This window comes from uncultured Campylobacter sp., from assembly GCF_938045345.1.
GTDB lineage: Bacteria > Campylobacterota > Campylobacteria > Campylobacterales > Campylobacteraceae > Campylobacter_B.
Genome location: NZ_CALIMS010000033.1, coordinates 24,355 through 45,733 on the forward strand (window position 1 = coordinate 24,355; position 21,379 = coordinate 45,733).

The window sequence follows — 21,379 nt, forward strand, 5'->3', positions numbered from 1 at the left end:
TGCGGTTCGGTGCGGCTCGATAGCAAAATTAGTAATCGCATGAGCTTTGGGACTTGGGCGCAATTCGGTATGACTTGATGCGGACGGAGACCCGCGATAAAACAGCGCCCGAGGCTATTTTTTGCATGCGCCTGCTACGCACACTCGCGCAGATGACGGCTCTTTAAAACGGCAAGCTTGAAATTTTAAAATTTAGCGTAGCCGCAACGATATTAAATTTAAACGCTGCGTAAGCGCAGTAAGGTTAAAATTTAGCGCTAAATTTAAAGCAATAATGCAAACGTAAGCAAGGAGATAAAATGAACGATACGAAACCGAGCGAGCCGCTACTAATCATAAAAAGGGCGAGGCGTTTTTATGGACCTTTTTATGCGGTAGTTAAAATTTTACAATTTTATATCTCCATTATTTTTATAATGCTCGATAAACCTTATGCGCCTATCGCAGGCTGGGTGATGCTGATCGGTCTTTTTTATACGACGGTTATTCCGAATTGCTTTAAATTTATTGCGTGCTATGATGATCGTATGGTAGTGAAATATTTTTTCTGGGAAAAAGTTATCATGCTTACAGATATAAAGGAATTCACCGCATATAAAATCCCTATATCATTTAAACAAATTTTAGCCATAAGACTTAAGCCGAAGATTTATGATATATTGGTTTATCTAGGCTCAATCTCTATACCGATGGACTACATAGCGAGCGATGATTTTGAAAAGCTGAAAATTCTACTAAAAGAACGCAATGTAAGATATTTCAATTTTAAAAATTTTAAATATGAATAAATTTTATATAAGGAGCGAAAATGGGTTGCTATCGTAGTTATCAAACTATAAAAACAGGCGGGTATTTTAATTTCGCCATGAAATTTCTTGTTGCAATATTTTTTGCGATTATTCTATTCGGCTGCGACGGTAATGAATGCCGCAACGAATACAATAATAAGGCGTTTTCTATTATAACTGATAATTTAAAGGATAAGAAAAATAGAGATTGGACGTGCGGGTCTATTGACAACCATGAATACTTCATAAATTTTTACGGACCTAGCAACGATGATTTAGAAACTTTATTAAAGAATGTAGCAGAAGCGGCACAAATTCCAAATGTCAAAATTACTATATCGGTTTATGAGAGATATTGGAAATGGGGCAGCAAAACTCCGCCACCATTTAGCAAGAATATATTAACCGTAAAATTAGACACAAAATCAAATTAAGGAAAATGAAATGCTGAAATTTACAAAGTGTTTCTTTTTGATAGTCACCGCATTTATATTATTCGGCTGCGACGGTAGGGAATGTCGGAATCAGTATAACGACAAAGCAGAAGAAATAATATTTGAAAGAATAAGAGATTTAAATCATCTAGGCGGTTCTTGGTCTTGTGGAAAAATTACCGATAGATATGAGAGCATAGTAAACATTTATGGCGCTAGAGATGATGATATAAAGTTGCTCTTAAATAATTTTTCAAAAGTTACCGACATACCAAATGTTAAAATCACGATAAATGTTTATAAAGGCATAAGGTTGGCAAATAAAAATTTACCACCAAATGATGAGCCTATATTAATCTTAAAATTAAATACTCAATCGAGTCAGGCAGAATAAAATTTCGGGCGGCATAAACCGCCCGAAATACCACGCTAAGCCTTACTGCTCGTAAAAGCCGCTCGGTTTGGAGATCGTGTCGATGTAGATGTTTTTGGTCTGGGTGTAGTGATCCAGGATCATCTTGTGCGTCTCGCGACCGATGCCCGATTCTTTGTAGCCGCCAAACGGCGCGCCTGCGTGAATCTGGTTGTAGGTATTGACCCACACGCGACCCGTCTCAAGCAGGCGTGCGACCGTGAGCGCTTTTGCGATGTCGCGCGTAAATACGGCGCCGCCTAGTCCGTAGAGGCTGTCGTTCGCCATGCGGACGAGCTCGTCTTGATCTTTAAATTTAATCACGACGCCCACAGGACCGAAGATCTCCTCCTGCGCCACGCGCATGTCGTTGCGCACGTCCACGAGTAGCGTAGGCTCGACGAAAGCCTCTCCCGCGCTATGTCGCTTGCCGCCCACGGCGATCTTAGCGCCCTCTTCTACGCCGATTTTTACGTACTCTAAAATTTTATCGGCTTGCTTTTTGTTGATCTGGCATCCCATCTGGGTGTTCGGATCGAGCGGATCGCCCACCTTGATGCGCTTAAATTTCTCCACGAGCGCCGGTACGAATTTATCGTAGATGCCCTCCTGCACGAAAATTCTACTTCCCGCGCAGCAGACCTGGCCTTGGTTGAAAAGAATTCCGAGCTGCACGCCGTCGATCGCAACGTCGAAATCGCAATCGTCAAAGATAATATTCGCGCTCTTGCCGCCAAGCTCAAGCGTAGCAGGGATGATCTTTTGCGCCGCGGCTAACGCGATGCCTCTGCCGACCTCGGTAGAGCCCGTAAATGCAAGCTTATCGAGCCCTTTGTGAGTGCGGACGAACTCGCCTGCCTTGCTTCCCTTGCCAGTTACGACGTTGATGACGCCCTTTGGAAGTAGCGGCGCGATTAGGCGGATAAACTCCAAAATGCTAAGGCTGGTCTCGGAGCTTGGCTTAAATACGCACGTATCGCCCGCGGCAAGTAACGGAGCGAGCTTCCACGCGCCCATCAAAAACGGGAAATTCCAAGGCACGATCTGTCCTACTACGCCGATCGGCTCGCGCAAGACGACGGATAGATAGCGCTCTTTTAGCATATTGGCGCTGCCCTCCTCGCCCAAGATCACGCCCGCAAAATAGCGGAAATGCTCGATCGACCACGCTACGTCTACCGCGCGCGTCTCGCGGATCGGCTTACCGTTGTCGATAGTCTCTACGGTCGCGATGAACTCGGCGTTTTGCTCTAGGACGTCGGCGATCTTATTTAGCAGCGCGCTGCGCTCATAAACGCTAGTGCGACGGAAGCTCTCAAACGCCTTGCGGGCTGCGGCGACCGCTCTATCGACGTCGGCCTTGCTAGCATCTGCGATCTTTGAAATTTTCTCGCCGGTAGCGGGATTAAAAACGTCTAGGCTCGCGCCGCCTTCGGCACCCACAAACTCGCCGTCGATGAAAAGCTTATAGCTTGGTTGGATTGTAGCCATGCTTACTCCTTACGTGAAATATGACATTCACTATTATATATCCGCGGCGGTTAATGCGGCATAAATTTCGGAGCGAAAATCGGTTAAAATTTCGTAGTGTGTAAATTTAAGAAGTAACGCGGCGCGTGCGAAATTTTAAAATTTGATCTGCGCGCGCGACAGCGGAGGGTTTGAGGAGTTTTGAAGCCGCGTGAAATTTAAGCCCTCGCGAGCGGCGAAATTTCAAAAGGTAACGTTTATGAAACGAGAGCGGAAATTTGGCTACGATAAAATTTCAGAATTCGGCTTTGCTAAATTTTAAAATTCGGTTGCTTTGAAATTTTAAAATTTAGCTCCGTCGGAATTTTGAACTCGGCTTCGTTAAAATTTTGAAATTTTGTAAGGTAAAATTTTAGAAGCATTTTGCGGAATAAATTTCTAAAACTATCTTTAGCGGAGCGGGCGGTTTAAATTTACGGCGCACGGCGATCGAGTCCGCACCCGCAGCCCGAAAGGAAGCCTCCGATAAAATTTTAAAATTTTACGGGATTAAATTTCTAAAGCATTTTTGAGATGAAATTTCTAAAACTGGCTTTCGCGCAAGCTTTACAAGCCTCTTAACGCTCGCCCGTAAAGCTCGCTTGGACACTGGGACATCCGAGCAAGACGAAAGTGCGGCGCCGAAAGTAGCCGCAGCTGTTTTGCAAAAGTAGATACAGGCGGCACAACCCGCTTTTGCTCGTAGCTTCTCGGACGCAGAGGGCGTAATCGCTCTGGCATACAGCCCAAGCTCGTGCGCGTAGTTTGGACGCAGGGGGAGGGATAGCTGTTTGCCGTGGCTCGCACACAACTCAGATGCAGAAGCCTATCACTCTAGCGCACAACTCAGATGCAGGAGTGCAATCGCTTGTGCTGCAACTTAAACGCAGTGATCCAACTGCTCACGCTGCGGCTCGTTCGGGCTGGAAATTAAATCCCGCGTGCGAAGTTTCCGTCGCAGCAAGGCTATGCGCAGGCTTTTATAGCCGAGAGATCAAACCGCTTAAAATTTTAAAATTTAGGCTCGAAAAAGGTCTCTTCGTGGATGTTGGCAAAGGCGGCTTGCAGGCTGATAAAAAACCTCGGATGGGCCTTTTCGTACTGCGCTAAAAGCTCCTTTGTAGCGGCGCGAGCGGTGGGTTCCTTGCCGCCGTATTGCCTCGCGGGACAGACATCCTCCTCGCGCATGATCGGAAGCTCGTTATCTCTGGCACAGGCGGCGATTTGGCGCTCGCGCGTGAGAATGAACGGACGGATGATCACAAGCCCGTTTTCGGCGACATAGCGCGGAGCGAGGGTGCGCAGCGCGCCGTTGAAGGTAAAATTCATAAAAAAGCTCTCCGCGGCGTCGTCGAGGTGGTGGGCGATGGCGATCTTATTAAAGCCGTGCTCAAGCGCGTAGGAGTAGATGTATCCGCGCCTCATACGCGAGCAAAAGCTGCAAAACGTGGTGTTTGCGCGGATCTTTTCCTTGCCGAATTCAAAAATTTTAGTATCGATTATCTCGTAGGGGATCTCGTGCTCTTTAAAATGCGCGCTTATCTCGCGCAGATCCTCGCCGATGCCGTAGGTGACGGTGACAGCTCGAAACTCCCAATCTAGCGGGCTTACGCTTTGGAAGTGCTTCAGCACGTGCGCCAGGCTCATGCTGTCTTTACCGCCGCTAAGAGCTAGTAAAATTTTATCGCCGCGCTCGAACATCTTGTATTTGGCGTTGGTTTGTCCGACGCGGCGAAGTAGCTTTTTGGAGAGGTTTATCATAACCTTTCGATCATTTTTAGGACAAAATTTGCGCTCGTCTGCGCGCTTTTTACCATAAACTCGTCAAAATCGAACTCGGCTTTGTGTCCCGCCTCGTCGCTTATCGCGCGCAGCACGCAAAACGGTACGCTCAGCGCGTCGCACACCTGCGCTACGCTAGCCCCCTCCATCTCGACCGCGCTCGCGTCAAACGTCCGCTCGATCCAGCTCTTGCGCTCCTCGCTGCTTACGAACTGATCGCCGCTAGCGATGATGCCAGATTTTAGCGTGATGCCTAGCTGCTCGGCGACGCTTTGCGCGATGGAATTTAACTTCGCGTCGGTTTGGACTGAAATTTTACTTCCAGGCACGAATCCGTGCGGATGCCCAAATGCCGTGATGTCCAGATCGTGCTGCACGAGCGAGGTAGCGTATAAAATTTCGCCGATCTTAATGCCGCGCTTCAAAGCTCCCGCAACGCCCGTAAAAATGAGCGCGCGCGCGCCGAATTTCTCGATCATGACCGTAGCCGTTAGAGCGGAATTTACCTTGCCGATCTTCGAATATGCGATCACTAGATCGTGACCGTTAAGCTTGGCGGCGTAGAATTTATTATTCGCATGCTCTACGGCCTCCACGCTCACGCCCCGCTCGCGCAGTGCGGACAATAGCGGCTCGATCTCTTCGGGCATAGCCCCTAAGATCGCTACTTTCATCCATTCTCCTTTGCAAATTTCAGAAACTCGTCTAGGCTCGCAAGATCCGTGATGCTAAAGGTCGGCTTTTGCGTGATCTTTTTGTTTATCCCTTTTAAAACCGCCGCGCCGAACTCGACGAAGCAGTCCGCCTCGCCCTCGTAATTTTTGATGCTTTGCTTGTAAAGCACGGGGCCGATAAGCTGGGCTTTAAGCAGTTCTAGCGCTTCGGATTTCGTCGTGTATGCGCGCGCCGTGGCGTTAGCGACGACTGGAGCGAAACTCTCTTTTAACGCGGGGCGTAAAAATTCCAAAAGCTCGTCGCTAGCACTCCCTAGCATCGGGCAGTGGCTCGCGACGCTCATATTCAGTAGCATTGCGCGCTTTGCGCCCGCGGCTTTAAACTCGCCCTCGAGTGCTGCGAGATCATCTTTTTTGCCCGCGACTACGATCTGCCCGTCGCAGTTATAATTCGCCGCCCAAACCTGCTTGCCTGCGCTCGTCGCATCTGCGCAAATTTTTTCGACCGCCTCGTCGGCAAGAGCCAAGATCACCATCATTCCAGCGCCTTTGCCCTCGCAGGCGCTCTGCATTAGCCTGCCACGAATATTTACTAGCTTTAGCATCTGCTTCGGCTCTATTCCTCCCGCAGCGCTTAGCGCGCTAAACTCGCCCAGCGAATGGCCAAGCAAAAACTGCGGAGCGATGCTAAGCTTTTCTTGATCCGCTCTTGCTTGCAGCGCCGCAAGCGCCATCATAGAATTTAATGCAATCGCGGGTTGCGTAAATTCCGAAACGTCGAGCTTGTCGCCGGGCTCAAACAGTAAATTTTTAAAATCGATGCCGGTAAAGTCTGAAGCCTCATCCAAAAGTGCGCGCGTAGAGGCGAAGTTTTCGTAAAACTTCCTGCCCATGCCTACACTTTGGCAGCCCTGCCCCGGGAAGATAAAAGCAAATTTCATAAAAAAGTCCTAATGCTTGTGATGGTGCCCGCCGCAGCACTCGTGATCTTTTTCGTGATCGTGGCCTCCGCAGCATTCATGACCGTCTGCATGTCCATGGCCTCCGCAACACTCGTGATCCTCTGCGTGATCGTGTCCGTGTCCGCCGCAGCACTCATGCCCCTCGTGATGGTTGTGTCCGCAGCCGCAGCTGTACGCACCCTCCGGCTGCCCGGTAAGAATTTCGTCCGCCGTCGCTTCGCGGTTCTCGACGATTTTTACGTTAAATTCCAGCTCCTTGCCCGCGAATGGATGGTTAAAGTCGATGGTAACATCCTGCTCGCCGATAGCTTTGACGCTCACGCGGGTAGTCGCGCCGTCCTCCGCCTGACCGAAAAGCTCCATGCCCACCGCCAGATCGATACCCGCAAACTGCTCTTTAGGCAGGATCTGCACGGCGTCCTGCTTATACTCACCGACCCCGTCGCTCGGGCTTATGCGAACCGTTTTGCTCTCGCCTGCTTGTAGATTTAAAATTTCATCTTCCAGCTTTTGGATGATTTGATCTTTGCCGCTAAGAAAGGCGATCGGGTCGGAGTTTAAATTTGACTCTAAAATTTCGCCGGTTTTACCGTCTTTTAGCTCATAATGCATCTTTATAACTCGGTTGTTAGCCATAGTTTTCTCCTATTTAAAATTTTATTTTTGATTTTGTATTTAAATTTAGGTTATCTAGTGGGCGCGGCTTTAGCTTCTTTGGAATCCGGGTATGAAGCTTTTAGCGCTTTGTAGAATTTATCTGCGCTGTCTTTATCGCCGATCTTATCGAAGCTGATCGCGGTGTGATAGAGTAGCTTTGGGGTGTAGTCTTGGCTCTCATTGTGCGAGATGCTCTTTTTATAGTAGTTTATCGCTTCTGCGTATGAGCCGGAAAAATATGAAATTTCGCCCAGCATATAGTTTGCCTTAGCGGGCTTGTAGTTCTTAGATACTAAATAATTATAGCGCTCTTTTGCGCCGGAATAGTCTTTTTTGGCATATAAAGCGTCAGCCTCTTTCAATACTGAAGCTTGATCTTTTGATTTAAAATCGGAGTCTGATTTTGTACTAGCAGGGACTGAAGCAATACCTGCGTCTAATTCAGCGTTTTTTTTTACGCTGCCGCCGCTACCTAATTTTTTATTGATTTCAGCAATTTGGGCTTTTATAGTTGCGATATCTCGTTTCATCTGATCTAGCTCACTGTTGCCTTGGCTTTTGCCGGTAGCGCGAATTTCTAGATCCGCTACCCTGTTTTCCAGGTTCGAAATTTTAGAATTTGTTCCTTCAAGGACGCTTCGCAAACCTTCGACACTCTCGCGTGTATTATCTACACTAGTTTGCATCTCGCTTATACGCTTGCGGTTATCGCGCAATACTTGTTCGTTTTCAGTTAACCCGTAAGAGCTACCTGAATCAATATTGCCAGCATCAAATGCGGAAGTTTCTGCATTTAAAAAAGTGGCAGCTCCCAAAAGAGCCGCCACCGTGAAATTTTTAAATTTCAAATTAGAATCCAACTTTGAATTCGTCGCGTCTGTTTTGAGCGTCGCACTCTTTAGAATGCTCTGTGCAAGCCATATTGCTCTCGCCGTAGCTTACTACGGAAATTCTGCTCTCATTTACGCCCTGAGCAACCAATGCGTCTTTAGCTGCAGTGGCTCTCTTTAGACCAAGAGCATAGTTGTACTCATCAGAACCCCACTCATCGCAGTTACCCTCAACTTTAACGGTTAGAGACTCTGCGCCTGCTTGGTTGAATAAAGCTGCGTTATTATTGATTGTGCCTTGCTGATCGGCTCTAATATTAAATTTATCAAAGTCGAAATAAACAGTACCAACTTCACTTTGGATCTGAGATGCCAAAGCAGCTAGTCTATCTGCATTACTTGTGCTTGTAGTATCGGCCTCTGGGGTCTTTTTAGAACAACCGCTCAATAATAGAGCAGCAACTGCTATCGAAGATAAAACTAAATGTTTCATTTTCTATCCTTTCAAAAAAAATTGAAGTCATTATATCACGAGATTTTTTAATATTTTACCAATCAACCGATTGAATTTTACCTACTCTTAACGGAAATTGGAAACTTTTATTCTCGTTAACTCTGATAATACCTACCGAGCTTCCGCCACCGTCTTGCTTGATAAACATAATGCTGCCGCCATCGCTAGAAAATCTAGGAAACATATTTTTGCCACTAGCCGTTAACTGGCGAATCATATCGGTTTGAGTAGAGATTAAATATATATTAAATCCGCCCCCGCCGTCGCGACTAGAGTAAGTAACATAATTGCCATTTGTGCTGATGGAGTTATTATTTTTGCCGTGATAGACGAGCTGCTGAACGTTGCCGCCGTTTATGCTAGTGGCAAATACGTTCGGATAGCCCAGACGATCGCTCACAAAAGCCACGCGCGAATCGCCGTCAATAAAATTTCCATTTACATCAATGCCTGCATAATCAGTAATTTGCTTAGCGCTGCCCGAAGCTATATCATATAAATAAATATCGGGTTGATCTTTAGGCGCATTGGTGATTAGAAGCTTTCTGCCGTCGGCGCTTACATCTGAAGCTATCGTCATGCCATGACCGGTAAAAATTTTACTCTTGCTACCGTTGGATAGATTAAATTTATAGATAGCGGGCGTATTTTTATTGACGTAATAGGTATAATAAAATTCGTTCTGCGCCGCGCTTGCCCATTTAGGGAAGATATTTAATCCGCCGCGAAGCACCACCTGCTGGTAGGTAAGCGTATAGTCAGCCACCATGATCTCGCTCTCACGCGTCGAAGTGTAGCGAGAGAGCAAAATCATCTCCTTCATCCAATCGACGTTTGAGTACCCTAGCTGCTTGACGATCTCAGATACCGCCATATGGGCTAAAAACGGATATTTCTCGGCATTTGAAAGCGTAAAGCTCTTCTCGTACATCACCCTGCCGCTGTTTGCCTCAAGCACTTTGGCTTTTAGACTCATCGGCGAGCTTTTATCACTTACCGCGTAGCGCACGATCAGAGCGGCACCGCTAGAGCCTAGATTATCGGAAGCACCCGCATCATAGCTGCTTTGTAGATACTCGTCGCTGACTTCAAAAGTCGCGCCGACCTTTAGATCGCCCACCATAAGTTTAAAGAATTTGTTGCCAAATTCTGAATTTGCAAGGTTCGATGCATCTTGAACGACGATTTTAGGTAGATTTACCCCTTCGTTTACGATAGACATAGTCGCATCTGCCGCGAAAATGCTACTACAAAATGCAAGAATCAAAAGTAGTTTCTTCATCTTTTCTCCTTAATTTGATCTGATTTAACATTATATTTTAAAAAAATCGCAAATTTACGAGGCTTGTTGTCTGGCGCTTTTACAAAGCGTTGTTTCGAAAGCCTCACCAAAAAGTTCTTAAGTTTTTTGCGGAATATTTCATCACCCTCCAAATAATCTGTGCTATAATCAATAACTTCCCCATCAGCACTTAAGCTTACGTTGAGTAGCACGCTGCCTTCAGCAGGAGTCATTTTTTGCGCCCACCACAAATAACCCAGCTGCTTTTTAACATCATTATAATAAATTTTAATTTTATAGGAATTTTGAATTTCAGTGTTTAAATTTGAAGAGGTAGAATTTTTAGCAGAATCCACATCTTCTGCAAAAAGCATACAGCAAAACGCAAAAATACAAAAAAGTCTCTTCACTTTTTTCCTTACAAAATTCTAATTTGTCTTCATTACGTCGGACATCCTAGTATCAATCTCGTGCGACGCTCCGTCGGGAGATTTCGGGAAACTCTGAGTCGATAGATTATCCAAAAAATCTCGCAACTTCTGGTTAAATTCCGTCTCTCGCCCCAGCTCTATAATAGTATAATCCGCTACTCGCCCATCTGCGCTAAAGACTATCTTAATCCTTGCGTCGTCCTTCGCGGTTGCCACATATCTGCTCCATAGAACTTGAAGCTTCTTCTCGATAGCGCCGTAATAAGCGTTATACTCGCCCGTCCTTTGAGTCCTGCCGCCAAGCTTATCGGATTTGACGATAGCATTTTTAGATGCCGCTTTATCCTTAGCACTAGAGGTGGCGGTTTCTTTATCGGATTTTTTATTGCTCTGAACCGCATCGCTAGCCTTGGCGCTTTCCTCTACTTTTGGTATATTAACGCCGTTAAAAAGATCGCTCAAGCTCGGTTTTTCCTCTTTTTTTGGCTCCGGCTTAGTTTCCTCTTTTTTCTCTACTACTTTTTCGGAAGGTTTATCTTCCAACTTAGGCTCAGGCTTGGGCTCCTCTTTTTTGGGCTCAGCTTTAGGCTCGTCCTTTTTAGGTTCCGGTTTTGGCTCTTCCTTCGGCTTTTCGGGCTCTTTCGGCTTTGCCTGCACCGGAGGCGGCGGAACTACTTGCGCCGTAGTCTTAATTTTATCCTCCGGCACGTCCTTAATATTCTTATTTTCAAACTCGCCCTGCTTCGTTTCTTTAGCGATTTCAGGCGCGGACGGAAGTTTATCATCTATTTCGAAATCAAAAGTAACATCCATATAATCGTTGGGATTGTCGGTATATTTTTTAAATTTTTCCTGCGGCTTTGAAATTTGATATAAAAGAACGAAAATCACCAGCAGATAGGCAAAAAGGGCGATTAAAAACGATTTAAAATTATCGTATTTAACCCCCGTAAAATTTGAATAATTAGCCATTTGTTTGAAGCGCGACTTTAGTAAAACCCGCTTGTTTTAAGCTTTTTAAGACAAACATTACATCGTCATAAACGAGTCTCTTGTCGGCTTGGATATAGACGGGTTTTTCCAAGCTATACTTGCCGGTGCCTTTAAGCAGCACGAGATTATCTGGGAATTCAGCTAGGCTCATCGAGCTTTTGTCGATATAAACCTTGCGATCTTCGCCAATACGCACAAGCAAGAATTCAGCGGTATTTTCCGAAACCTGTGCTTTTGAGCCACTAGGCAGTTCGATCTTTTCATCGTAGATAATCGCCGTTTGCGCGACCATTAAAATCGCTAGCAAAACAAGCATAATATCGACGAGCGGAGTGATATTTAACTCTGGATTTTCGTCGAAATTATACATTAAATAGCTTTTCCAGTGTTTGCTTTAAATAGCAAAATATCCGCTGTACGATTTATGATGCTCATAACTTCGTATGCTTTGCGTTTTATAAGTAAGCTAAAGGTGTATGCGGGGATCGCTACAAAAATTCCACATCCTGTGGCAACTAGCGCCTCGCTGATCGCAGGAGCGATAGTATCGATGCCGGAATTTCCGCCACCGAGCTTGGAAAATGTGTGAAGTATACTAACGACCGTACCAAATAGCCCGATAAACGGCGAAGTGGAGGCGACGATAGATAGCCAAGTAAGTCCGCTAGTGGAGTCGCGTTCGGCTTTGCCTTTATAAATTTCCAGGGCTTCTTTTGAAATTTTATCGGTATTTACTTTTTGAAAAATAGAGCCCGAAAGCGAAATCCTACCGCCCATCAGCAAGGATTCGAGTGCCTTTGCTTCGCGGTGTTGCCATGCACTAAGCCCTACAAATCTGGAGATCAAAATCGTAAAGGTTACGATAAAATAGATGGATAACCAAGAAAGCACGAATATCGTAATAAACGTGCTTCTTGAAAAATAACTTAAAATTAGATCTAGCATATTTAACTTTGCCTTGCGAATTCGTCAACTCTAGCCATAATCGCTGCGGAATTTGCCGCATCGGAGCTAATGGACGCAAGCATATCTTTGGCGCGCTGCAAAGACTTCGCTACGGCGCTTTCGCTATCGCCCCCGATAGCCACGGCTTGAGTGGCTAGAATAGTAGTTTTTTCTTCGGTAACTTCCAAAAATCCATCGTTTACCAAAACAAGCTGCTTTTTACCGTCTTTATCTACGATCTCAACGACTCCGCCTTCACTTTTGTCTTTAAGTCCCGTCAGCAAACTCGCATGCCCTGGCAAAATACCCATTTCGCCAGTAATGCCGGGGAGTTGGACGGATTTGACTTCGCCCGAAAAGACCATCCCTTCGGGCGTAACGATATCTAAAAGCAAAAATTCTTTCATCTTAAAATTCCTATGCTTTCATCTTCTCAGCTTTTGCCACTACCTCGTCGATATTTCCTACCATATAAAAGGCATTCTCCGGCAGATCGTCGTATTTGCCCTCTAAAATTCCCTTAAAGCCAGCGATAGTTTCCTCTAGCGAGATATATTTACCCGGACTTCCGGTAAATACCTCGGCTACGAAAAACGGCTGAGATAGGTAGCGTTCGATCTTTCTAGCGCGCTCGACTACGAGCTTATCCTCTTCGCTAAGTTCGTCCATACCCAAAATCGCGATAATGTCTTGCAAATCTTTATATTTCTGAAGCACCGCTTGGACGCCGCGAGCGACCTTGTAATGCTCCTCGCCGATGATTTGTGGATCAAGCATTCTTGAGGTCGAATCAAGCGGATCGACGGCAGGATAAATTCCTTTTTCGGCGATCGCTCTGTTTAAAACGGTCGTCGCATCAAGGTGCGCGAAAACGGTCGCAGGCGCAGGGTCGGTAAGGTCGTCCGCAGGCACATAAACGGCCTGAACGGAGGTGATGGAGCCCTTTTTAGTAGAAGTGATGCGTTCTTGCAGTTTACCCATTTCGCTAGCAAGAGTAGGCTGATAGCCGACCGCCGATGGAATTCGTCCCAAAAGCGCGGACATCTCCGAACCCGACTGCGAGAAACGGAAGATATTATCGATAAACATCAAAACGTCAAGCCCAAGCTCGTCGCGGAAATACTCAGCCATCGTAAGGCCGGTTAACGCAATACGATTTCTCGCCCCCGGCGGCTCGTTCATCTGACCGTAGGTTAAGGCGACTTTATCCAAAACGCCCGATTCTTTCATCTCGTTATAAAGGTCGTTTCCCTCTCTCGTTCGCTCGCCGACGCCCGCAAATACGGAGTAACCGCTGTGTTTGAAAGCGACGTTGTGAATCAGCTCCATGATGATGACGGTCTTACCAACGCCAGCACCGCCGAATAGTCCTACCTTGCCGCCCTTTGCGTAAGGGGCGAGCAGATCGACTACCTTAATGCCGGTTTCAAAAATTTCACTCTTCGTGCTTTGATTTTCAAAGCTAGGCGGATCTCTGTGGATCGACCAGCGGGTTTCAAATTTTTCATCCTCGCCTTCGTCGATCAGATCGCCCGTGACATTAAAAATTCTACCCAAAACCTTCTCGCCCACAGGCACCGTAATAGGCGCGCCAAGAGCCGTAGCCTCAAGCCCTCGCCTAAGTCCATCGCTCATATCCATAGCGATCGTGCGGACGCGGTTGTCTCCAAGGTGCGCGGCTACCTCTAGGATCAGCCTGCGATGAGCGCCCTCGACGTCAAATTTAACCTCGATAGCTTCATTAATCTTCGGCAAGTAGTCCTTGAAATCGACATCGACCACGGGACCCATTACCTGAGAAATTATTCCTTTCATCCATTTTCCTTTCATTTCATTGATTCGACGCCGCTTATGATCTCGATAAGCTCAGTCGTGATAGAGCCTTGTCTGGCTTTATTGTATGCTAAATTTAACTGGGATACGCGCTCCTTGGCGTTGTTTGTCGCATTCTCCATAGCATTCATTCTCGAGCAGTGCTCCGCCGCTAAAGAGTCAATAAGCGCGTAATACATGCTGTAGCTAAGATAGCTTTGGATTAAATTTAACATCAATGTTTCTTCATCCTCAGGACTTTCAACCTCTACTTCCAATGTAGATGTTTTTAAAGCATCCTCACTAATTGCAGGTTCACCGATCGGCACCAGCGTATTTACCCGCATCTCTTGGGTAATCATATTCAAATAGCCGTTGTGGATAAGTATGACTTCATCGGTCTTACCTTCGTTAAAATCCTTAACTGCGGCTTGGACGATCTCGTTAGCTTTCTCGGACGATGGAGATGAGCTCACGCCGATATATCGCTCCAAAAGCTCAATGCCTTGAAAATCAAAATACTCTATCCCCTTTTTGCCGACGGCGCGAAGGCGAACCTTGATCTTTTTCGCTTTAAGCTCCTCGATCAAAGCTTTGATTTTTTTGATGGTATTGATATTAAAACCGCCGCAAAGCCCTTTATCTGCGGTGATAAACAGCAGATCAACCACCTTTACTTCCCGCGTGGTATCAAAAATTCTAAGTTTTTCGTCGTTGCCTGAATTATTGCCTACGTAATTTTTAACACGCGCAGAAATTTCACCCAAGACCTCGTTAATCTTCACCGCATAAGCTCGCGAGCGCATCGCCGCTTCTTTAGTGTTTTTAAGCTTGACGTTGGAGACCAGCTTCATAGCTTTGGTAGTCTTCTCCGTATTTCTGACGCTTTTGATCTGTAGCTTTATATCCTTTAAATTTGCCATAATTTAGCCTTTTTAAGCGGTAAAGGTCGCTTTAAAGTCATTTAGAGCCTTGATTAAATTTTCTTCCAAATCCTTCTCGATGGTCTTTTTGCTCCTGATCTCTTCAAAAATTTCAGGATATTTTGCCTCGATATACGGATAGAGCTCAGCTTCAAATTTACCAATTGAGCTCGTAGGCACGTCGTCTAAAAATCCGCGGCTTCCCGCAAAGATGATGACCACTTGATTTTCGACCGGAAGCGGCGAATAAGGAGGTTGCTTTAAAATTTCGACCATTCTTTGTCCGCGATCCAGCTGCTTACGGCTACTCTCGTCCAAATCACTCGCAAACTGCGCAAACGCCTGAAGTTCGCGGTATTGAGCAAGATCTAGGCGCAAGGTTCCCGAGACCTTTTTGATCGCTTTAATCTGTGCAGAACCGCCGACGCGGCTAACCGAAAGACCCACGTTGATCGCAGGACGAATTCCCGAGTTAAACAAACCAGACTCTAGGAAAATTTGACCGTCGGTGATAGAGATAACGTTCGTAGGGATATATGCCGAAACGTCGCCCGCCTGCGTCTCGATGATAGGAAGTGCCGTTAGGCTGCCGGCGCCCAATGCATCGCTTAGCTTACTAGCGCGCTCAAGCAGGCGGGAGTGCAGGTAAAATACATCGCCAGGATACGCCTCGCGTCCTGGCGGACGGCGCAAGATAAGTGACATTTCGCGATACGCAACCGCGTGTTTACTCAAATCATCGTAGATGATAAGTGCGTGGCGAGAGTTATCTCTGAAATACTCGCCCATGGTGCAGCCCGAATATGGCGCCAAGTATTGAAGCGCAGCCGCCTCGCTAGCACCGGCTGCAACTACGATCGTATAATCCATCGCGCCGTATTCTTCAAGCTTTTTAACGACTTGCGCGACGGTGGATTGTTTCTGGCCGATTGCTACGTATATGCAGATGACATCCTGTCCCTTTTGATTGATGATGGTATCAACAGCAACGGTGGTTTTTCCTGTTTGGCGGTCGCCGATGATGAGCTCGCGCTGTCCGCGACCGATCGGCACTAGCGCGTCTATCGCCTTAAGGCCGGTTTGAAGTGGCTCATGGACGGATTTACGAGCCATGATGCCTTTGGCCTTTTCTTCGACAAATCTAGTATCGCTGGTCTCTATCGCGCCTTTGCCGTCGATCGGCTCGCCTAGGGCATTTACTACGCGACCTATTAGAGCATCACCTACCGGAACGCGCAAAAGCTTACCCAGTCTTTTAACGCTACTACCTTCGTTAATACCGCTAGTATCGCCTAAAATAACGATGCCGACACTGCTCTCCTCTAAATTTAACGCGATACCACGAGCTCCGTTTTCGAATTCGACCATCTCGTTAGCCATTACGTTTTTTAAGCCGTAAACATTAGCAACGCCGTCTGCGACCGAAACGACCTTGCCGGTTTCTTCGATATCAACGCTAAGATCGAAATTTTCGATTCGCTCTTTGATTATACTGCTGATTTCGTCTGCCTTAATTTTCGCACCCACGCTTTACTCCTTTAAATTGCTTTTAAAATATATTCGTTCATTTTTTGTTTCAATCTATCAACTGAAAAACTAATCTCAAATCCAAGATCCTCGACTTCGATCTTAATGCCTTCAAGCTCGCTTTTAACGGGTTGCAGAGTAATATCTGCATTAAATTTCTTTGAAATTTTAGCCTCTAGCTCTTTTATTTTCGCGGCGTCTATTTCAGTAGCGGAATAAATTTTACCTAAGTATTTATTATCCAGCGCCGCAATATTCTTGCGCAGTTCCTCAACTATCTGCGGGATTAGTGTAATACGCCTATTCTTAGCTAAAAGTTTAATAAAATTTACGATTTTTTCGCTTGGATTTTTTATAAACGACGCGATAAGTTCAACTTTGGATTCCTCTTTTAGCGTCGGAGATTTTACAATATCTTGGAATTTTGGAATTCTAAATGCGCTCGCGACGCTCTCGAGCGTCTGCAAAACAGAGCCTAGTTCATCTTTTTTATAGCTCAGTATCAGGGCGTTTACATATCTTTTTGAGGTGTTATTTATCATCATCCGACCTTTTTCTCTACGATTTTAACCAGTTTATCTTGACCAAATTTGATGTCATCCGATGCAAAAACGTCATCCAGTATCTCGCTTACGACCTCTTTTTTGATCTTGCGCGCCTCAAAGCTCTTCTGCTCATCGAAAGATTTTTGCAAATTCGCAATCTCTTGCTCGGTCGCATTTTTTATCTTTTCGGCGGCGAACACGATCTCTTTTTTAGCGGTTTCAATTAAAGCTGCGCCTTGAACCTTAGCATCTTGCAAATCTTTTTTAGCTTGTTCCTTGCGAGCTGCAGACTCTTTTAAAATTTTTTGATTAGCCTCAAGTCTAGATGCGATGCCGTTGATTCTACCTTGATATGCTGCTTTTGCGGGACCTTTTAGAAGATAAAACAAAATTCCGAAAAACAAAATGAAATTTATGCTTCGCCACAGCACGTCGTAGTCTTTGACTCCATCGTGCCCACCGTTTGCTAAAACAAACGCCGGAATGATAAATAAAAATAGATATTTTTTCATACTAAAAACCTCATACTTTAGCCACAGCGCTGCTTAGAGCATTTTTAAATTCCGGAATTTTGGCTTGCAAATCATTTTTTAGGTTGCGCTTTTGCTCATCCAAACCGCCTAAGAATTGATCAAAATCCTCCTCCATCGCGGCTTTTTTCTCGGCTATTTCTCTAGCGGCAGCCTGCTTCGCACTATCCATCGCCTCTTGCTTTATTTTAACAGCTTGCAACTTCGCAGCATCCATGATCCTTACGATCTCTGCTTTATCGGCATCTGCATCCTGTGCGTTTTTCATCGCATTTGCCTCATCTTCTTTAATAATAGCCTCTCGCTTTTCCATATGCAAAAGTAACGGTCTATAAAGCTTGATATTTAAGAAGTAAATCAAGGCTAAAAATACGACGATGGTCGTTATCATGGCGGTCAAACTTACGTCTAGCATCGCACCTCCTCCAGGTTGGTTTTAAACAAGATGCGTATTTTACAATATGAAAAATTAAAATACACTATAAAAGGCTATCCGATTTTCTTTAAAAACTCGGAAATTTGTAAAATTTCGCTAAATTCGATCGAAATTTTACGCTCTTTGATACTTATTTTACCAAATTGATCAAGCTTGGCCTTTAGCTTTAAAAGCTCGGGCTTGAAGCTTTGAAATTCCACACCAGGCTTTTTCTCTTTTGGAACGGTTTTATCTTTGAGCTTTTTTACTAAATTTTCGGTATCTCTTACGCTTAGGCGCTGTCCTAAAATCGTATTTAGAGCTAAAATTTGATCCTCTTTTTCAAGTCCAACCATTATCTTGGCGTGCCCTTGCGAAATTTTATCTGCGCTTATGGCGTCTTGCACTTCGGAGCATAAATTTAAAAGCCTTAACGTGTTTGTAATCTGCGTGCGGGACTTTTTGATGATGTCGGCTAACTCCTCTTGCGTGATCCTGTATTCGCCGATGAGCTCCTTATAGGACTTAGCAAGCTCGATAGGATTTAGATCCTCGCGCTGGATATTTTCGATGAGGGCAAGCTCTCTTAAATTTTGAGATTTTATGTCCGCGACTACGGCTTTGATTTTACTCTCGCCCAAAAGCTTCGTCGCTCTTAGGCGTCGTTCGCCGGCGATAAGGACGTAAGAATCATCTTTTTGAATAACAATGATAGGCTGGATAAGCCCGTGGCGGGCGATGCTTTCGCTCAGCTGCCTAAGTGCCTCCTCATCGAAGCTCTGCCGCGGTTGATATGGATTTGGCTCGATTTTATCGACATCGATTTCGATAACTAAGCTATCGGCATTTCCACTTTCTAGCTCCCTGTTATAGGAGCTTTCTACGTCGTCTAAAATCGCACCGAGCCCGCGACCGAGTGCTCTTTTTACCTTGCCCATTTTTGCTCCATTATGGATTTAGCGAGGTCTTGATAAGCGATGGAGCCAGCAGATTTTATATCGTATAAAACCACCGGCTTGCCAAAACTTGGGCTTTCAGCTAGCTTAATATTGCGCGGGATGATGACTAGATCATCACTCTTGCCGATACGAAAGAGCTTATCGTCGAAATACTCGCGTAAATTCGCGACCGTTTCTTTGGCTAGATTGTTTTGCAAACTATACATCGTAGGCAAAAATCCGCGAATTTTTAAATTTTTATTGAGCGTTTGCTTGACGACTTTTACGGTATTTAGGATCAACGCGACGCCTTCGAGTGCATAGAATTCACACTGAATCGGGATGATGACGCTATCGCTTGCGACTAAGGCATTTACAGTAATGCTACCGAGCGTCGGCGGCGAATCGATGATGATGAAATCATATCTGTCCTTAACCTCGGAAATTTTATTTTTTAGCATTAGTTTGAAGTCTTTCTCTTCGCTTACTTCGCGCTCGATACCTACAAGTCCGATGTTTGACGGCACCAGATCCATAAACTCAAGTTCGGTCTTTTGGATCACTTCGGACATGCTCTTACGCCCCGTTAAGACGTGATAAATATTAAATTCAAAGTCACTGCGGTTAAAGCCAAGCCCGGTCGTAGCGTTCGCCTGAGGATCTACGTCAATCAGTAGAACCCGCTTTTTCTTTATCGCTAGCGACGCAGCGAGATTAACCGCTGTGGTCGTCTTTCCGACGCCGCCTTTTTGATTGGCAATCGTAATTACTTCACTCATCTTAAAGCATAAACCCTTTCTTCATTTATTATGATCGATCCGTCTTCGCAAAGTTTAGCCTGCTCGAGCGAAATTTTTTCGTCGCCTAGATGAACGCTAAATTTTTGCGATTTTTGGAATTGTAACGAAAAATTTCTAAAAATTTGCTTCCACGAGATTTTATTTTCATATAGCGCAAAAAAGCCCTCTATAGCGTCTTCTACGCTGATTTTTATATCTAAAATTCCCGCATATTCGGGCGCACTGACTAGATTGATTCCGATGCCACAAATTAAGTTATCTTTAATCTTATTCGTCATCGCTCCGCCGATTTTACGCTCGCCCAGATAAAAATCGTTGGGCCATTTCAGCCAAAGCTGCGAACCGAGCGATGCGAGAAGCTCCTGCATGATCATCGCAAAATATATGCTCGCCGACTGCAGCGGCACGTCCGCGGGCAGATCCGTTTGGGCTACACAAAACGAAAAAGCAAGATCGCCGCTCGCGCCCTCCCAGTCGTTGCCGCGCGAGCCGATACCGGCGCTTTGGCGATTTGCGGCGATCGCAAAAGGCGGCGTTATCCTGCCTTCGCGCACGGCGCCCACCAAAAACTCCTGCGTGGAAGGCATTTGCTCTACAAATTCTATCTGCAAAACCCGCTCCTTGCATAAGACGAAGTGCTCACCTTACGATATCGCAAGCATTTAAATTCCGCGCTGCGATAGAATTTTGCAATAAGATAAAATTTAACACGATTAAATTTTACGAAGTAGCGGAATTTTATGCGATGAAATTTTGCGATCTTGCTAAACTCTTCGGCAACGTGAATTTTCCTAGCGGCACTGCGATAAAATTTTAAAGCTTTATCTCGCAAAAATTCTGCGGCACAATTATGGAATTTTAAGTGGTGCGTGTTTGGTGCGACGCCGCAAGATCCGTAACCGCGGCGGCGAAATTTTAAGCTCCTGTGAGCGTAAAATTTTAGAGCATAGAAGCGAGGTTTTAAAATTTTATAAAGCCTTGATTTTGGAGCTTCGCTTCGAAATTCCGCGCGGTAAAATTTTACTTCACGATCGCGGCGATACCTAGAACAGAATTCTGTTGTGACGCCAAAAATGCGGTGCAAATAAAATTCCCGCGTAGCATCAAAAGTGCGGCACAAAACGCGAGAATTTAAAATCCTGCTTAACATAGCAGATCACCGATCTTTAGCCGTTTGCCGTTTAGATACGCGCTAGCGTCCACGGGCTTTTTGCCCGGCTCTTGCACCTTTAAAATTTTGATAGCGCCCTCGCCGCAAGAAACGCAAAAACTGGGCTTATCAACGTACAGAATTTCGCCTTCGCGTTCAAATTTGCGCTCGCAAGATTCGCGCAAGATTTCTAAATCCAAAATTTTTAGTCCACTAGCTAGATAAATCCCCGGCCAGGGCGTCAGCGCACGAAATTTATTATAAATTAGCCGTGCGCTTTCCTCAAAGCTAAAAAGTCCGTCTGATTTTGCGATCTTTTTGCAGTGCGTAGCCTGTGCGTCGTATTGCTTTAGCGGCTTTAAATTTACAAAATTTCGCAGCGTTTTTACGATCAGTTCTCCTGCCAGATCCCCGAGCTCGTCAAACAGCTGCGCCGCCGTTTTATCCTCGCAAGGCGTGTAGGCAAAATCAAGCATATCGCCCGTATCAAGCCCCGCGTCCATCAGCATCGCCGTCACTCCGGTCT

27 protein-coding genes and 1 pseudogene are annotated in these 21,379 nt (G+C 45.5%); 4 read left to right on the forward strand and 24 right to left on the reverse strand.

Translation table 11 applies throughout. The features are described from left to right. The first annotated feature begins 299 nt into the window (after positions 1-299). From Q0144_RS06165 to Q0144_RS06175, 3 genes are read left to right on the forward strand one after another with little or no spacing between them, the layout of a single operon-like run. On the forward strand, positions 300-788 hold the full coding sequence (locus Q0144_RS06165) for a hypothetical protein (protein ID WP_298062597.1): 489 nt from the start codon (positions 300-302) through the stop codon (positions 786-788). A gap of 20 nt (positions 789-808) precedes the next feature. Further along, positions 809-1,222: a hypothetical protein gene (locus Q0144_RS06170; protein ID WP_298062598.1), complete on the forward strand. Its 414-nt coding sequence runs from the start codon at positions 809-811 to the stop codon at positions 1,220-1,222. 10 nt (positions 1,223-1,232) lie between these two features. Continuing rightward, entirely contained in the window at positions 1,233-1,616 is a 384-nt protein-coding gene (locus tag Q0144_RS06175) for a hypothetical protein (RefSeq protein ID WP_298062599.1), read from the forward strand. A 42-nt stretch (positions 1,617-1,658) separates the two neighbouring features. Here the strand turns inward: Q0144_RS06175 and Q0144_RS06180 are convergent, their stop codons facing one another. The 23 genes from Q0144_RS06180 to Q0144_RS06290 form a co-directional block, all read right to left on the reverse strand. Further along, the gene (locus Q0144_RS06180) at positions 1,659-3,125 is read right to left on the reverse strand and encodes an aldehyde dehydrogenase family protein (protein ID WP_297894493.1); all 1,467 of its coding nucleotides are present in this window, start codon (positions 3,123-3,125) and stop codon (positions 1,659-1,661) included. A gap of 520 nt (positions 3,126-3,645) precedes the next feature. After that, positions 3,646-3,954: a hypothetical protein gene (locus Q0144_RS06185; RefSeq protein ID WP_298062600.1), complete on the reverse strand. Its 309-nt coding sequence runs from the start codon at positions 3,952-3,954 to the stop codon at positions 3,646-3,648. A gap of 200 nt (positions 3,955-4,154) precedes the next feature. Continuing rightward, entirely contained in the window at positions 4,155-4,904 is a 750-nt protein-coding gene (locus tag Q0144_RS06190) for an ATP-binding protein (RefSeq protein WP_298062601.1), read from the reverse strand. Beyond that, a complete protein-coding gene (locus Q0144_RS06195; RefSeq protein ID WP_298062603.1) occupies positions 4,901-5,599 on the reverse strand; it encodes a 5'-methylthioadenosine/adenosylhomocysteine nucleosidase in 699 nt (232 codons plus the stop codon). The genes Q0144_RS06190 and Q0144_RS06195 overlap by 4 nt, the downstream gene beginning before the upstream one ends. Beyond that, positions 5,596-6,540, reverse strand: coding sequence for an ACP S-malonyltransferase (fabD, locus tag Q0144_RS06200; RefSeq protein ID WP_298062605.1), 945 nt, complete (start codon positions 6,538-6,540; stop codon positions 5,596-5,598). Before fabD ends, Q0144_RS06195 begins: the two co-directional genes overlap by 4 nt. 9 nt (positions 6,541-6,549) lie before the next feature. After that, positions 6,550-7,197, reverse strand: a complete 648-nt coding sequence (locus Q0144_RS06205) for an FKBP-type peptidyl-prolyl cis-trans isomerase (RefSeq protein WP_298062607.1) — start codon at positions 7,195-7,197, stop codon at positions 6,550-6,552. Between the two features lie 50 nt (positions 7,198-7,247). After that, positions 7,248-7,904: a tetratricopeptide repeat protein gene (locus Q0144_RS06210; RefSeq protein WP_298062609.1), complete on the reverse strand. Its 657-nt coding sequence runs from the start codon at positions 7,902-7,904 to the stop codon at positions 7,248-7,250. A gap of 163 nt (positions 7,905-8,067) precedes the next feature. Then, positions 8,068-8,541, reverse strand: a complete 474-nt coding sequence (locus tag Q0144_RS06215) for an OmpA family protein (RefSeq protein ID WP_291938293.1) — start codon at positions 8,539-8,541, stop codon at positions 8,068-8,070. Positions 8,542-8,596: 55 nt separating this feature from the next. Next, positions 8,597-9,844 (reverse strand): Tol-Pal system protein TolB, encoded by a 1,248-nt coding sequence (tolB, locus tag Q0144_RS06220; RefSeq protein WP_291938295.1) that lies wholly within the window; start codon positions 9,842-9,844, stop codon positions 8,597-8,599. Continuing rightward, positions 9,841-10,254, reverse strand: coding sequence for a hypothetical protein (locus tag Q0144_RS06225; protein WP_298062611.1), 414 nt, complete (start codon positions 10,252-10,254; stop codon positions 9,841-9,843). Before Q0144_RS06225 ends, tolB begins: the two co-directional genes overlap by 4 nt. A gap of 18 nt (positions 10,255-10,272) precedes the next feature. Then, a complete protein-coding gene (locus Q0144_RS06230) occupies positions 10,273-11,247 on the reverse strand; it encodes a TonB C-terminal domain-containing protein (protein ID WP_298062613.1) in 975 nt (324 codons plus the stop codon). Continuing rightward, positions 11,240-11,638, reverse strand: coding sequence for a biopolymer transporter ExbD (locus tag Q0144_RS06235; protein ID WP_005869629.1), 399 nt, complete (start codon positions 11,636-11,638; stop codon positions 11,240-11,242). Before Q0144_RS06235 ends, Q0144_RS06230 begins: the two co-directional genes overlap by 8 nt. Beyond that, a complete protein-coding gene (locus Q0144_RS06240) occupies positions 11,638-12,213 on the reverse strand; it encodes a MotA/TolQ/ExbB proton channel family protein (protein ID WP_297894471.1) in 576 nt (191 codons plus the stop codon). Before Q0144_RS06240 ends, Q0144_RS06235 begins: the two co-directional genes overlap by 1 nt. Positions 12,214-12,215: 2 nt before the next feature. Further along, positions 12,216-12,620 (reverse strand): ATP synthase F1 subunit epsilon, encoded by a 405-nt coding sequence (gene atpC / locus Q0144_RS06245; RefSeq protein WP_291938303.1) that lies wholly within the window; start codon positions 12,618-12,620, stop codon positions 12,216-12,218. A 10-nt stretch (positions 12,621-12,630) separates the two neighbouring features. After that, a complete protein-coding gene (atpD, locus tag Q0144_RS06250) occupies positions 12,631-14,028 on the reverse strand; it encodes a F0F1 ATP synthase subunit beta (RefSeq protein WP_295151010.1) in 1,398 nt (465 codons plus the stop codon). An 11-nt stretch (positions 14,029-14,039) separates the two neighbouring features. Continuing rightward, positions 14,040-14,948 (reverse strand): ATP synthase F1 subunit gamma, encoded by a 909-nt coding sequence (gene atpG / locus Q0144_RS06255; RefSeq protein WP_005869637.1) that lies wholly within the window; start codon positions 14,946-14,948, stop codon positions 14,040-14,042. A gap of 12 nt (positions 14,949-14,960) precedes the next feature. Then, the gene (atpA, locus tag Q0144_RS06260; RefSeq protein WP_298062616.1) at positions 14,961-16,475 is read right to left on the reverse strand and encodes a F0F1 ATP synthase subunit alpha; all 1,515 of its coding nucleotides are present in this window, start codon (positions 16,473-16,475) and stop codon (positions 14,961-14,963) included. 11 nt (positions 16,476-16,486) lie between these two features. Then, complete coding sequence (locus tag Q0144_RS06265) at positions 16,487-17,017, reverse strand: F0F1 ATP synthase subunit delta (RefSeq protein ID WP_298062618.1); 531 nt, start codon at positions 17,015-17,017, stop codon at positions 16,487-16,489. Continuing rightward, the gene (locus Q0144_RS06270; RefSeq protein ID WP_297915141.1) at positions 17,017-17,532 is read right to left on the reverse strand and encodes a F0F1 ATP synthase subunit B; all 516 of its coding nucleotides are present in this window, start codon (positions 17,530-17,532) and stop codon (positions 17,017-17,019) included. Before Q0144_RS06270 ends, Q0144_RS06265 begins: the two co-directional genes overlap by 1 nt. A gap of 10 nt (positions 17,533-17,542) precedes the next feature. Continuing rightward, positions 17,543-17,965: a F0F1 ATP synthase subunit B' gene (locus tag Q0144_RS06275; RefSeq protein ID WP_297894462.1), complete on the reverse strand. Its 423-nt coding sequence runs from the start codon at positions 17,963-17,965 to the stop codon at positions 17,543-17,545. A 74-nt stretch (positions 17,966-18,039) separates the two neighbouring features. Next, positions 18,040-18,903, reverse strand: coding sequence for a ParB/RepB/Spo0J family partition protein (locus Q0144_RS06280; RefSeq protein ID WP_297943736.1), 864 nt, complete (start codon positions 18,901-18,903; stop codon positions 18,040-18,042). Continuing rightward, a complete protein-coding gene (locus Q0144_RS06285) occupies positions 18,891-19,682 on the reverse strand; it encodes an AAA family ATPase (protein WP_177389424.1) in 792 nt (263 codons plus the stop codon). Before Q0144_RS06285 ends, Q0144_RS06280 begins: the two co-directional genes overlap by 13 nt. Continuing rightward, positions 19,679-20,314 (reverse strand): biotin--[acetyl-CoA-carboxylase] ligase, encoded by a 636-nt coding sequence (locus tag Q0144_RS06290; protein ID WP_298062619.1) that lies wholly within the window; start codon positions 20,312-20,314, stop codon positions 19,679-19,681. Before Q0144_RS06290 ends, Q0144_RS06285 begins: the two co-directional genes overlap by 4 nt. A gap of 262 nt (positions 20,315-20,576) precedes the next feature. Between Q0144_RS06290 and Q0144_RS06295 the strand changes: the two genes are divergently transcribed. Further along, positions 20,577-20,750 (forward strand): hypothetical protein, encoded by a 174-nt coding sequence (locus tag Q0144_RS06295; protein ID WP_298043734.1) that lies wholly within the window; start codon positions 20,577-20,579, stop codon positions 20,748-20,750. A 96-nt stretch (positions 20,751-20,846) separates the two neighbouring features. Here Q0144_RS06295 and Q0144_RS06300 read toward each other — a convergent pair. After that, positions 20,847-21,379 (reverse strand): annotated as a pseudogene (locus Q0144_RS06300) (methionyl-tRNA formyltransferase); the annotation flags it as partial.